The sequence below is a fragment of the Methermicoccus shengliensis DSM 18856 genome (assembly GCF_000711905.1).
Lineage (GTDB): Archaea > Halobacteriota > Methanosarcinia > DSM-18856 > Methermicoccaceae > Methermicoccus > Methermicoccus shengliensis.
Genome location: NZ_KL543983.1, coordinates 19,525 through 31,154, shown reverse-complemented (window position 1 = coordinate 31,154; position 11,630 = coordinate 19,525). Strand labels below are relative to the sequence as shown.

Here is an 11,630-nt window from a genome sequence, read left to right as displayed (position 1 = left end):
GCCCACACCAGTGCTGTGAGCACCCTTTCGTCCGTATAGGACTCGGAGGCCGCCAGAATGCAGCACGGATGGTTGGGCCACACCTCGCTCGAGTTGATGAGGTATCTACCATAGCCGTCCACTGCCGCCTCTGCATTGAACGGCTCCCATGCTATGAAGCCATCGATATCTCCTGCCTTGAGCTCGTCCAGCATGGTGGACGGACCCATGGTCACTATATACAGCTCTGTCACTCCTTCCGTTTCCGTTGGGCTCTGTGCACATCCCAGTACGAGTGTGGACGCTATTAGCACAAGTAGCGAAATAATTATCCTTTTGTCCATACAACACCACCTGTTGCATGCTTCTCTTTTCCTTTGTTTGCGGCTTATAGTATATTTTTCTTTCGTAAATGGCATGGCGTGGACCACCGTCATTTGTTATCTAAAGGTATAAATATAATCAGAAGTTTGTACATTTAGGTGAAGCAGATGGTGGCAGATGCTGCGGACAGGGTGATTGCGGCTGCCATGCACTCAGACGAGGCGTTTAGAGGTACGCTCGAGAGGGTGATCAGGGAGGAGCTCAGGCTTTCCATAGGCTCATTCTGCGAGGTGGCTGGCTTATCCACCAGCACCCTGTACAAGCTGCTCTCTGGTGAGCGGGAGCCCAACCTGAGAACACTGAGGGCCATTGTGGCTGCAATACGAAAGCTCACACATCGAGCCCACGAGGAGTTCATAGCAGTGATTGCCGCAAGGCCCGTGCTCGATGGAATCACCGAGGGCAGCATCGTGGTGGATGGAAGAAGGGTACACATAAGGGAGTATGCCGCCACCTCCATCGAGGAGGCCATCATCGCTGCCCTGAGGGCTGAGCGGGAGGGGGCAATCGGGCTCGTTTGCGCACCCATCGTGAGCACCACGGTGGAAAAAATACTCACGATACCCGTGGCAACGATAACTCCAAGGGAGAGCCTGTGGAATGCCGTGAGGCTCGCGGCAAAAAAGAGCCGCACCTGATGTGCTCGGTGGTGGGATTTCTGGCTATTTGATAAATTAATGCGGCTGCCGGGATTCGAACCCGGGTTAGAGGCTTGGGAAGCCCCTGTCATGACCCCTAGACCACAGCCGCTCTATGCAAAGCGCTATGCGACGCTTGATTTACCACGTGGCACAGTCATGCGTTTATGCTATTAAGGATTTTTGGTATGTGGCAGGATGGGGGAAGTAGGAGGGAGCGTTGTGCCTTCATCCTGCTGGATGTCAGGCAAGGGCTGGTTTACCAGCAGCCCTAAGCTCCAGGGCAATGCCTCAGGACTTGCCAGCTCCAGAACTTCATCGAGTTGCTTACAAAGTAAGCAACTGTTGGTTACGGAGTAATCAACATCCAGAACCTCTGGACTTGGTTGGATCAAGTATGCCACTTAATTAAAAAAGCTGGTGGCAGGTGTTGATTACTAAGCAACAAGGACAAATCCCACTATGCCCGCCGGTTCCAGTTCAGCCCCACGATTGCGGCGTCCAGGATGTTCACTCTGTCGTCGTTGTTCAGGTCTGCTCCATCGTCGTAATCGGCGTTGCCATAGTGGGAGTTCCAGTGCAGACCCACCAATGAGGCATCCAGTATGTTCGATACGCCATCGCCGTTGGCATCCCCAGCCATGTACACCACGATGGGGATGGTGGTTGAGCCGCTGGCACCTCTATCTGGGCGGCGTGTTGTTCATTACCGTTACAGCTGCATTGGAAATTGAGATGCTTATCGTCTCTGTATCAGTGTCTGCCAGAATGGTGTTATCTGGCTTGAATGCCAAAGTATAGATACCGGGCGTGGCATTATCTCTCACTCTAAAGGTGAGGGTGGCGAGCGTGCCATTGCCAGTGATGTCCGTTGTCACTGTTCTCGTCTCACCATAGGTGGCATAGCTTGTGCTGATGTTATTTGCCACCACAAGAGAGGGGGAGCCATCAGATGTTAGAAATGCTCCTTTGGTTTGGCTTATTGCTGTGAACACCGAAGGGTCGAAGGTGATGTTGTACTGAGCTGCATGCACTGGAGTGGATGAGCTTACCTCGATGTCTATTGTGAAGCTCTGTCCTCTGGAGACGTTCTGCGTGGCTGGCAGCATGCGCATATACGATAGCCTATGGTATGCGCTCGAATAGCTCATCAGCGGGTAGGTGTCGTCTCCATATGGTCTGTCTCCAATGCCGTCCCCATCGGCATCTGTTCCAGTGAGTCGGAGTAGTAGTTACCAAGATAGCTCGTGTATGTGGAGCCGTTGTAGGTGTATGTGAGCGGAGTGGGAGAGTGCCACGTGTTTGTCGAGCTGGATGAAACGCTGTAGGTGTTGTCGAGCAGGTCGTTGAGGTAGATGTGGTTGTTGCTGGAGCTGTAGAGGTAGATGCCATACTGGTTGCTCGATATGTTGTTGCTGCTGATGTTGTTACCAGAGGAGGAGATAGAGATACCATTCCAGTTGTTCAAGTTGGCAGTGTTGCCACGGTGCAAATTAAACTGCTGAAATACAAAACCTATTTTTCTTCCTCTCAGTCTCGCAAGCTCATTGTCTTTAAGATTTCAATGGGTGGGGGAATTGCTTAAATACCTTTTTGACGCAGCTATTGCAGGGGCTGCGGTCACCCACTCCGAGGCAAGCATCAGGCACTCCTGAGGCGGTGAGAGCGGTTCGGCTGTTGTGGTTGGCTGTGGTCGTGGCAGCGAGCATAACCTAAGGACTACACACCGTTTGAAGGTGGTTGACCGAGCACAACATCCGATGCACTAATCCAGATGGCATATCCTTAGTATCGCTGCAATCAGTATCGAGGATGTAGTAGCCCGGAGATGTTATCTCACACGGAAGCGTTGTGATGTGAGTGATGCCACCATCGGCACTCACGCTAGCGCAGGTGCCATCAGATGCAGATGCAGCAGCCACATTACAAAGAGCAGCTATGATGAATGCAGTGCAAAAGACTGTGATATTAATGTGTCTTGCAGGCATCCCTTATCCCCCAGTTTTCTAATCTGCATTCACCACTTGAAACTTTTTCAGGCCTCCGATGTGATGAGGATGCTGACATATCCAAAAAAATGGGAGGGGGTAGACAGCCCTAATATCCATTATACTGCATACCATAGGTGGAATGTGGACGGTGCGGGCACGTGCTCAGTGTGCCGAGGCACAAGGGTTAAGACAGCTCAGTGATGACAGCAGTGCTGATAGGGCACCGCATAACGATTAGGGTGCTGTCATCACTGATGAGGGCACAACTCAGCACAGAATGTGCAACTCGATGCAACTCGAGAGGCCCATCTACTCATAGCGCAATGCCTCCACTGGCTGTAAGTTAGCTGCCATTCGTGCGGGAATTAACCCAGATATCATACCTATAATAATGGAGAATCCTATGGCGAGCAGAATGAGTTGAGGTGTGATAACTGCCATCGTTTCCCCTCCGATGATTCTAACCCCTACTTCGGAGATTATACCAGAGGCAATGAAGCCACAGAAAACACCCAATAGCCCTCCTATAAATCCAATCATTACGGATTCAAAGAGAAATAACTTCATAATTTCAAAGTTCGTCGCGCCCAATGCCTTTAAGATGCCAATCTGTCTGGTCCTCTCCATCACAGACATAAACATCGTGTTTGCTATACCTATAGCACCCACTAGCAGGGATACCGCGGCTATTCCCGTAAGGAACAGGTTTAGCGTGCTCATGGCCTCTGAGATTCTCTCCATCATAGATGTGGGGGATGTTACTGTAAAGTCCTTTGTCTTTTCTGTAACGTGTCTGGACATCATCAGCTTTTCTTCTATATCGCTGATTACCCTCTCAACTATCTCCTCACTCGATGCCTTGACCTGAATTGAGGAGTAGTGGTCTGGGTCTATGTCCTCAATGACCATTCTTGCGGCATCCGTTGGCATAAATATGGAGTTGTCGTCTCCACCAAAGCTCCCAGACTTCTTCAGCACGCCCACGATTTTGAAGGACTTACCATTGATGCTTATGTGGGTATTCAGTATCAGGGGCTGTTTGAAAGCTTCATTTGCGAGCCTATAGCCAACCACAACGGCATATTTGTCGCTGGACGTTAGGTACCTGCCAGACTCAAGCTCAGATGTCGTAATCTCCCTCCATGCTAAGGGATCAACCCCCTGCACAGAGACAGAAAGGGTCTCCCCCAAATACGAAACGTTAACCTTACCTGAGATTATTCCATTCACAGCCTGAACGCCGTGAACAGATTTTATGATTTGAATATCCTTATCAGTTAGATTCCCAGATTGTGCAGATTGTGCAACTACACTGCCACCCCCACCTGGCCCTCCCATGCCAGCAGCTCTGGAAAATCCAGGAGACACAGTGATGATATCCGCACCCAGACCACCCAGCTGGGATGTCATAGATTGTTGCATGCCCTCCCCAATTGACAGTATAGCAACAACTGCCGCCACGCCTATAACTATCCCCAAGATGGTCAGCCAGCTTCTCAGTCCCCTCTGCGACAGGTTATTCAAAGAGATTTGCGCTATATCGGTGAGCTTCATCTTTTCCTCCTCCTTCTCTGGAGCTCGAGGAACAGCGTTATCCCCACTATTCCAGCCAAGCCCACCATGATATACGTGAGGCCATTGCTCCCAGAAGCCAGCGCACCTGCCTTGGGAGCCGGCTGAGCTGATGAGAGTGTGTTGCTCACTGGGTTTGCCACGGCTGGCCACTCCACCTCCTTTTGGATCGTCCTTCTGATGCCAAGCATGTCCGTGTAAGCAACCTCAACGAGGAGTCCCCTTCCAAATGTCGAGGTCGAGGGCGACACTGTAAAGCTTGCAAGAGTATAATCTCCTGCATCCAGAGTGCCTATGACGTTGGAGGGGATACCAGACACTCTAAAGCCCTCCTGCTCTGGTATGCTCACAACCACAGCGTAGGCGTCATTATCTCCCGTGTTGGCTACTGCCAATGTCGCATCATTTCCAGATATGTCCTGCAGAACAACCTCAAAATCCGTTTTTGGATCGAGTACCTTTACATCAGTTGTGATGACATGGGTGCTTTGAAGGCCATCACTCGTCGCGTAGCTGTACTTCAGTTTTATCTCATTTTCACCGTCTACTGCATACCTGTCCACGAGCACCCTGTACTTCACCAGATATGCCGATGAGCCCTCATCCTCATCCCCTTGGGTGCACTCAATCGTACCCAGCTCCCTGATGGCATCCGCTCCATATATGGAAAACGGATACTCTGGCATAAGCTCCACAACCACATTTTCTGCTTTCTCTACACCCCAGTTTTCCACCTTAAATAACAGATCCACATATCCTCCTGGCTCAGCTGGATATGGGTCCTGGTTGACTAACGTGACGTGTAGGTATGGATCATCGGTGATGATTCCAGACTCAGTTTCGAACACTGTGGCACTCGCCATTGAGCATATCAACAATGCCAAAATGCCTGCCAAAACGACCGAAGAAATGTGCCTCATTTTTCCACTTCTCCTACGATTTTACCGTCTTTTATGTGAATCACCCTCTTGGCCAGTTCTGCAATGCTCAGGTCATGGGTGATCATGACGACTGTTTTACCGTTCTCCTGAAGACTGAGTAAATACCTCATCACCTCGCTACCTGATTTTGAATCCAAATTGCCGGTGGGCTCATCGGCAAGAATCAAATCAGGGTCATTGGCTATTGCCCTTGCAATTGCCACCCTCTGCATTTGTCCACCAGACATCTGGGATGGGAAATGGGCTGCCCTCTCCTCCATACCAACTATTCTCAGGAGTTCTAATGCCCTCTCCCGCCTTTCTTTTCTTTCCTTTTCTACAATCGCCATTGGAAGCTCAACATTCTCCAAGGCGGTGAGGTTGGGGTGCAAATTAAACTGCTGAAATACAAAACCTATTTTTCTTCCTCTCAGTCTCGCAAGCTCATTGTCTTTAAGCTTGGATATTTCAGTGCCATCCAAAAATATCTCTCCCGATGTTGGCTTGTCTAAGCAACCAATCATGTGCAACAGTGTTGACTTCCCAGATCCGCTGGGGCCCACAATCGCCAAAAACTCTTCTCTTTTGATTCTGAGATTTACTCCATCTACTGCAGGAACCTCTGCTTCGCCTATTTTGTACACCTTCCTGACGTCTCTTAACTCTACAATCGTATCACTCATCGTCTTTCTCCTCCGTCTGATGGGGTATAATCAGCTCATATCACTCATCATATCACTCATTGAGCTCCTTGCTGAGAGGGTGTTGAGCTCCCATATCGCTGTACTGCATTGGCTGCTTATTCTGCACTGCCAGTGCCGTTCCTGCAAGCACCCGCAGGAAGGGTGCTGCAACCCCACTATCACACTGCTGCTTTTCATCTGACCATCTCCTGATACGGCACGCGCCCATAGTCAACAAGAACCTTATAAACATTATTTCGATTTTTCCCAATTTTTTGGGTTTGATAAGCTTTATAATACTTTATCTGTGGATTTAACGCTTTATTCTGTTTTTTAAGCTTTAAAATCGGCAAAAATTCCATGTACATCAAATGTGAACAACGTAGTGAGGATGGCTGTACGTTCATAGATAGAAAGGGTTTGGAGGAGCAAAGGAGAGGACATCAGCAAAAACGGTCTTAAGCTCCTTGAGAGTCTCTTCTTGCGTTCGTTGATTACAGAGTAATCAACACACATTCAATCTCATCAGCACTCACACTGCCTCGCTTCTCTCAAAGAAGTAAGCACCCAGAGCGACCATTGTTGCTGAAAAGCCAATCAGGATTACAAAATCAGAAATAACTGGAAACATGGAAACACCAACGAGGACCCCCCTCAGCCCATCCACGCCATAGGTTAAGGGGTTTATGTACGACGCCCACCTTATCCACTCCGGCAAGTTCTGTACCGGAAACATGGCTCCAGACAGGAAGAAGATTGGAAATATTATGAAGTTCATTATCAGACTGAACCCGTGCATATCTTCCATGTTTGAGGCGAATATCAGACCCAAACCGATGAACGTGCTGGCAATGAGCATCATGAAGACCAGTGATAGCAGGACTGATGGGAGCCCACTGGGTCTGAACCCCATGATAATAGAGATGATGAGCACCAGCACTCCCTGAATCAGGGCCGTCGTGGCGCTTCCCACCGTTCTGCCCATGACGATGGCCACTCTGCTGACCGGAGCGACCATGATTTCTTTCAAAAATCCGAACTCCTTGTCCCATAAAACTGAGAGCCCCGCAAACGATGAAGTGAAGAGAAGGGTCATCCCAATAATACCGGGAACCAGAAAGTGTATATAATCAATGGCTTTTGGCATACCGGGAACGGGCATGTTGGTAAAACCGAGCCCCATGAACACAAGGAAGAACAGGGGCATACCAAGCATACCAACGACGCGGGACTTGGCTCTGATGAATCTCTTCATCTCCCTCAGCCACAGCACGTATATGGCCATGCCACTGTCCAACCTCATCTTCTAAGCCTCTTCATTTTTATTTTGTTGTTGGATGATCCCTCATCCCTGATGTTCTTCCCGGTGAAATGAATGAACACGTCCTCCAGACTCGGCTCATGTAGATTGATGGATGCTATACTCACTCCAACCTTCTGGGCGGTGCTAATCAGCTCTGGTATTCTTTTCTCTCCTTTTTCAACCGTCAGGTCCAAAACCTCATCATGTCTCTTCATTGCCTTTATCCAGCTCAATCCTCTCAGATGATCCATCAGCTTATCTATATCTGCCTCTACCTCCACAGATATCACATCACCTCCAAGCACGTCCTTCAATCTCTGGGGGGTATCCATGGCAATTATTTTTCCATGGTCGATGATGGCAATCCTATCGCAAAGATAATCCGCCTCCTCCATGTAATGGGTTGTCAGGATGAGGGTGACCCCAGATTTTTTGTTCAGCTCCCTGATATACTCCCATATGTGCCTCCTCGTCTGTGCATCCAAGCCCAGCGTGGGCTCATCCAGAAAGAGAACCTTGGGCTCGTGGATCAATCCCCTTGCTATCTCCAACCTCCTCTTCATGCCCCCAGAATAGTTTTCTACCAGAATGTCCGCCTTGTCAGTCAGCTCAACGAGCTCAAGGGCATTTTCTATCCTTTTTCTTCTTTCCTCTTTGTCCAGCCCATACATCATTGCGTGAAACTCCAAGTTTTCCCTTCCCGTCAGCTTATCATCGAGAGCGGGCTCCTGGAAAACAATGCCTATGTTCCTCCTCACGTCGTCTCTGTTCGTGGTGATGTCAAATCCAGCTACCTCCGCGTATCCTGAGCTTGGATTGAGCAGAGTGGAGAGCATGTTGATTGTGGTCGTCTTGCCCGCTCCGTTGGGACCAAGGAGACCAAAAATCTCTCCACTTTTAACACTGAACGATATGTGGTCCACTGCTACAAAATTATTGAACTGCTTGGTCAAGCCTTCGACCTTTATTGCATACATTCAGCCCCATCCTCTCGGTTCTTACTCTATCCATGAGATAGTTCCAACCAAAGTATCGTTATCCGATATAAACTTTTTTCATGTCCCTGATTACGGAGTAATCAACATCACCTTGATATATCAAGACTCCAAGGGGGAATGTGGTGATGGCGTGAGTGTTGTAAGAAGGGGCTCTGTCAAGGAGGTGTATGAGGGCGAGCACGAGGATGAGCTGGTATTTCTGTTCACAGACCGCATCTCTGTGTTTGACAAGCCCATCCCCTCCGAGGTGCCCCACAAGGGAGAGACGCTGTGCAGAACGGCAGTGCACTGGTTTGAGCAGGCAGAGAGGATGGGCATCAGCACCCACTTCATTGAGCAGCCCTCGCCAAATACCATGAGGGTGAGGAGGGTGAACGTGATCTCCGATTACTCTCAGCTCAATCCTTCCACAAGGAACTACCTCATACCCCTCGAGTTCATCTCGAGGTACTATGTGGCAGGCTCCCTTTACGACAGGCTGAAGAGCGGAAAGGTGTCTCCAGAGGATGTGGGTTTTTCCAGTGGGCACCGCGTAGAGTACGGAGAGCCCCTTCCCGAGCCGTTCTGTGAGGTCAGCACCAAGCTCGAGAGGGTGGACAGGCTGCTCTCCACACAGGAGGCGCTACGCATCAGCGGGCTCACGCCAGATGAGTTAGAGCACATCTGGGAGATGATACACAGGATAGATGAGCACATCAACAGAAGCGTCGCCAGACGGGGACTCGTCCACGTGGATGGTAAGAAGGAGTTTGCCTTCGATGAGAACAGGGAGCTCATGCTCGTGGACGTGTTTGGCACAGCGGACGAGGACAGGTTCTGGGATGGGGCGGCGTATGATGAGGGCAGGTTTGTTGAAAAGAGCAAGGAGCTTGTGAGACAGTACTACAGGAGCATCGGGTATGTGGATGCTCTGTACGAGGCGAGAAGAAAGGGAGAGCCAGAGCCCCCCATACCGCCGATGCCAGAGGAGCTCATCACGAGGGCAAGCCAGACCTACATCGAGCTCTTCGAGCAGATTACGGGTGAGAGGTTCAGTTGAAGGCATGTGTGTGTGATGCGTCGGTGTTCTTGAGCGGGCATTTGCCCGCCATCCCCATGGGCAATGCCATCACCACGCCAGAGGTGGTCGCCGAGGTCAGGAGCGTGGTGGGAAGGTGTGTGCTCGAGGTTGCTATCTCTGAGGGGCTCACGGTGCAGCCCACGAGAGAGGAGTGTGTGGAGCATGCCCAGAGGCTCACAGAGGCGCTGGGGGACCTTCCGAAGCTCTCCCGTGCCGACCTCTCGGTGATTGCCAAGGCGCTGGAGGTGGGGGGGACTGTCGTCTCGGACGACTACGATGTGCAGAATGTGTGTGCCAAGCTGGGCATCCCCTTTCGTTCGGTGGTGCAGAAGGGCATAGAGAAGAGCAGGCAGGTGGTGCACGTGTGCCCCGCGTGCAGGAGGAAATGGAGGCGAGGGGGCGCGTGCCCAGTGTGTGGAACGCCCCTGAGGACAAGAATGCTATAGTCTCACGGGTACGCCCCTCTCCTTCAGGTAGCGCTTGACCTCGTCCACGGTGTATGTGCCGTAGTGGAATATGGAAGCTGCAAGCGCAGCGTCTGCATTTGCGAGGGAGAACGCCTCATAGATGTGCTCGAGCGTGCCAGCTCCACCAGAGGCGATGATGGGAATGCTCACATGCTCGCCCATGGCTCTGGTGATTGGGATGTCGAACCCCTCCTGTGTGCCGTCCCTGTCCATGCTGGTGAGCAGTATCTCGCCTGCCCCAAGGCTCTCCACCTCCTGTGCCCACCACAGGGCATCTATGCCCACGGGAGTGCGTCCCCCGTATATCACCACCTCGTACCACACGGGGGTGCCATCTGAGCGCACCACCTCGTACCTCTTGCCCTCTGCAGAGAGGTCAGTGTTGGACCTGCAGTCTATCGCCACCACTATGCACTGGCTTCCGAACCTCCTCGCAGCCTCTCTCACAAACGAGGGGTTCTTCACGGCTGCGGTGTTTATGCTGACCTTATCTGCCCCAGCCCTGAGTATCGTGCGGATATCCTCTATCGAGTGTATGCCTCCTCCCACGGTGAGCGGTATGAACACTTCCTGTGCGGTGCGCTCTATCACGTCCACCATCGTCTCCCTGCCCTCGTGAGAGGCAGTGATGTCCAAAAACACCAGCTCATCGGCACGCTGATCGTTGTACCGCTTGGCAAGCTCCACGGGGTCCCCGGCAGTCTTCAGGTTCACGAAGTTCACACCCTTGACCACCATCGCCCCATTTTCGCCAAACGTGACGTCCAGACATGGGATGATTCGCTTGGTGAGCACACTACCACACCCTCTTTCCAGAGGCTCTTAGCTTCTCTATTGCCTCATCGGCATTCTTCACCCTTATCAGGTATGCTCCATAGCATGGTTTCACAACGGGAAATACCACGGTGTGTCCATCCACGCCGACGGGCACCATGCCCCTGCCAATGAGCGTGAGTCCCATCAGCTTATCTCCAGCGGGAAGCTCGTACCTCTCTGAAAAATGGCTCTGTATGTATTTTGTGCACTCGTCCAGAGAGACCTGCGAGAGCACTATCTCGTATTCGATATCGTTCAGACAGGGCATCGTAGGAGAAGGGGTGTGGATGCTATTTAGAGTTAATCCCTCGCATGTTCACGCTTTTGTGTAGTTTTGGCTAAACAGAAAAGGCTTTAAATATTCGATGCCTCTGTAGTGGCGGTGTGCGCATGGGGGATGAGGAGATAGAGGCAATAAAGAGGCGCAAGATGGAGAAGCTCTTGAAAAGGGCACAGGGGGCACAGGGTATAGAGCCCGCGATAGATGCTCCCATCACTCTCACCGATGCCACTCTTCCGCGGGCGATAGCAGAGCACAGGGTGCTGGTGGTGGACTGCTGGGCAAGATGGTGTGCCCCCTGCAGGAGGCTCGCTCCAGTGGTGGATGCCCTCGCGAAGCAGTATGCTGGAAGGGTGGTGTTTGGCAAGGTGGATGTGGACAAGAATCCGCTGACTGTGAGGATGTATGCCATTGGCTCCATTCCCACACTGCTGTTCTTCAAGGAGGGCAGGCTCGTGGGAAAGAAGGTTGGTGCGCTTCCCCAGCCACTGCTGGTGGAGGCAGTGGAGGCACTGCTGTAGATTTTTTGATGTGGGGGT

16 protein-coding genes and 1 tRNA gene are annotated in these 11,630 nt (G+C 51.3%); 4 read left to right on the top strand and 13 right to left on the bottom strand.

Features of this window, described 5'->3' with window-relative positions:
* Positions 1-323, bottom strand: a 323-nt coding sequence (locus BP07_RS06610) for an ABC transporter substrate-binding protein (RefSeq protein ID WP_042687189.1), incomplete at its 3' end; no start/stop codon positions are given.
* Between the two features lie 147 nt (positions 324-470).
* Here BP07_RS06610 and BP07_RS06605 point away from each other — a divergent pair.
* On the top strand, positions 471-1,001 hold the full coding sequence (locus BP07_RS06605; RefSeq protein WP_042687186.1) for a helix-turn-helix domain-containing protein: 531 nt from the start codon (positions 471-473) through the stop codon (positions 999-1,001).
* Positions 1,002-1,041: 40 nt separating this feature from the next.
* Here the strand turns inward: BP07_RS06605 and BP07_RS06600 are convergent.
* The 10 genes from BP07_RS06600 to BP07_RS06560 all read right to left on the bottom strand — a co-directional run bounded on the left by BP07_RS06600 (position 1,042) and on the right by BP07_RS06560 (position 8,447).
* Positions 1,042-1,113, bottom strand: a tRNA-Gly gene (locus BP07_RS06600).
* Between the two features lie 348 nt (positions 1,114-1,461).
* Positions 1,462-1,644, bottom strand: a complete 183-nt coding sequence (locus tag BP07_RS06595) for a dockerin type I domain-containing protein (protein ID WP_157203135.1) — start codon at positions 1,642-1,644, stop codon at positions 1,462-1,464.
* Positions 1,645-1,684: 40 nt separating this feature from the next.
* Positions 1,685-2,152, bottom strand: a complete 468-nt coding sequence (locus tag BP07_RS06590) for a cohesin domain-containing protein (RefSeq protein WP_042687180.1) — start codon at positions 2,150-2,152, stop codon at positions 1,685-1,687.
* Complete coding sequence (locus BP07_RS06585) at positions 2,152-2,493, bottom strand: NosD domain-containing protein (RefSeq protein ID WP_042687178.1); 342 nt, start codon at positions 2,491-2,493, stop codon at positions 2,152-2,154. Before BP07_RS06585 ends, BP07_RS06590 begins: the two co-directional genes overlap by 1 nt.
* Before the next feature lie 808 nt (positions 2,494-3,301).
* Complete coding sequence (locus tag BP07_RS06580) at positions 3,302-4,546, bottom strand: ABC transporter permease (RefSeq protein ID WP_042687174.1); 1,245 nt, start codon at positions 4,544-4,546, stop codon at positions 3,302-3,304.
* Entirely contained in the window at positions 4,543-5,265 is a 723-nt protein-coding gene (locus BP07_RS06575; RefSeq protein WP_157203134.1) for a COG1361 family protein, read from the bottom strand. Before BP07_RS06575 ends, BP07_RS06580 begins: the two co-directional genes overlap by 4 nt.
* 215 nt (positions 5,266-5,480) lie before the next feature.
* A complete protein-coding gene (locus tag BP07_RS06570; RefSeq protein WP_042687168.1) occupies positions 5,481-6,167 on the bottom strand; it encodes an ABC transporter ATP-binding protein in 687 nt (228 codons plus the stop codon).
* Positions 6,168-6,219: 52 nt separating this feature from the next.
* On the bottom strand, positions 6,220-6,438 hold the full coding sequence (locus tag BP07_RS08865) for a hypothetical protein (protein WP_157203133.1): 219 nt from the start codon (positions 6,436-6,438) through the stop codon (positions 6,220-6,222).
* A 261-nt stretch (positions 6,439-6,699) separates the two neighbouring features.
* The gene (locus BP07_RS06565; RefSeq protein ID WP_211247076.1) at positions 6,700-7,452 is read right to left on the bottom strand and encodes an ABC transporter permease; all 753 of its coding nucleotides are present in this window, start codon (positions 7,450-7,452) and stop codon (positions 6,700-6,702) included.
* 14 nt (positions 7,453-7,466) lie between these two features.
* On the bottom strand, positions 7,467-8,447 hold the full coding sequence (locus tag BP07_RS06560) for an ATP-binding cassette domain-containing protein (protein ID WP_042687161.1): 981 nt from the start codon (positions 8,445-8,447) through the stop codon (positions 7,467-7,469).
* 151 nt (positions 8,448-8,598) lie between these two features.
* Between BP07_RS06560 and BP07_RS06555 the strand changes: the two genes are divergently transcribed.
* Both BP07_RS06555 and BP07_RS06550 read left to right on the top strand, forming a co-directional pair.
* Positions 8,599-9,507, top strand: a complete 909-nt coding sequence (locus BP07_RS06555) for a phosphoribosylaminoimidazolesuccinocarboxamide synthase (RefSeq protein WP_042687159.1) — start codon at positions 8,599-8,601, stop codon at positions 9,505-9,507.
* Positions 9,504-9,974, top strand: coding sequence for an NOB1 family endonuclease (locus tag BP07_RS06550; RefSeq protein ID WP_052353310.1), 471 nt, complete (start codon positions 9,504-9,506; stop codon positions 9,972-9,974). Before BP07_RS06555 ends, BP07_RS06550 begins: the two co-directional genes overlap by 4 nt.
* On the opposite strand, the gene hisF is transcribed toward BP07_RS06550, so the two are convergent.
* Together hisF and BP07_RS06540 are read right to left on the bottom strand one after the other, a co-directional pair.
* A complete protein-coding gene (hisF, locus tag BP07_RS06545) occupies positions 9,969-10,790 on the bottom strand; it encodes an imidazole glycerol phosphate synthase subunit HisF (protein ID WP_042687156.1) in 822 nt (273 codons plus the stop codon). The two genes, BP07_RS06550 and hisF, sit on opposite strands and share 6 nt — an antisense overlap.
* A 1-nt stretch (position 10,791) precedes the next feature.
* Complete coding sequence (locus tag BP07_RS06540; protein WP_042687154.1) at positions 10,792-11,079, bottom strand: DUF1894 domain-containing protein; 288 nt, start codon at positions 11,077-11,079, stop codon at positions 10,792-10,794.
* 122 nt (positions 11,080-11,201) lie between these two features.
* Between BP07_RS06540 and BP07_RS06535 the strand changes: the two genes are divergently transcribed.
* The gene (locus tag BP07_RS06535; protein ID WP_042687151.1) at positions 11,202-11,612 is read left to right on the top strand and encodes a thioredoxin domain-containing protein; all 411 of its coding nucleotides are present in this window, start codon (positions 11,202-11,204) and stop codon (positions 11,610-11,612) included.
* The last annotated feature ends 18 nt before the right edge of the window (positions 11,613-11,630 follow it).

Bases quoted from the DNA above. Each gene is read 5' to 3' on its own strand.
- BP07_RS06605 (WP_042687186.1), top strand. From the start codon at position 471: ATGGTGGCAGATGCTGCGGACAGGGTGATTGCGGCTGCCATGCACTCA.
- BP07_RS06595 (WP_157203135.1), bottom strand. From the start codon at position 1,644: ATGGCTGGGGATGCCAACGGCGATGGCGTATCGAACATACTGGATGCC.
- BP07_RS06590 (WP_042687180.1), bottom strand. From the start codon at position 2,152: ATGAGCTATTCGAGCGCATACCATAGGCTATCGTATATGCGCATGCTG.
- BP07_RS06580 (WP_042687174.1), bottom strand. From the start codon at position 4,546: ATGAAGCTCACCGATATAGCGCAAATCTCTTTGAATAACCTGTCGCAG.
- BP07_RS06570 (WP_042687168.1), bottom strand. From the start codon at position 6,167: ATGAGTGATACGATTGTAGAGTTAAGAGACGTCAGGAAGGTGTACAAA.
- BP07_RS06565 (WP_211247076.1), bottom strand. From the start codon at position 7,452: ATGGCCATATACGTGCTGTGGCTGAGGGAGATGAAGAGATTCATCAGA.
- BP07_RS06560 (WP_042687161.1), bottom strand. From the start codon at position 8,447: ATGTATGCAATAAAGGTCGAAGGCTTGACCAAGCAGTTCAATAATTTT.
- BP07_RS06540 (WP_042687154.1), bottom strand. From the start codon at position 11,079: ATGCCCTGTCTGAACGATATCGAATACGAGATAGTGCTCTCGCAGGTC.
- BP07_RS06535 (WP_042687151.1), top strand. From the start codon at position 11,202: ATGGGGGATGAGGAGATAGAGGCAATAAAGAGGCGCAAGATGGAGAAG.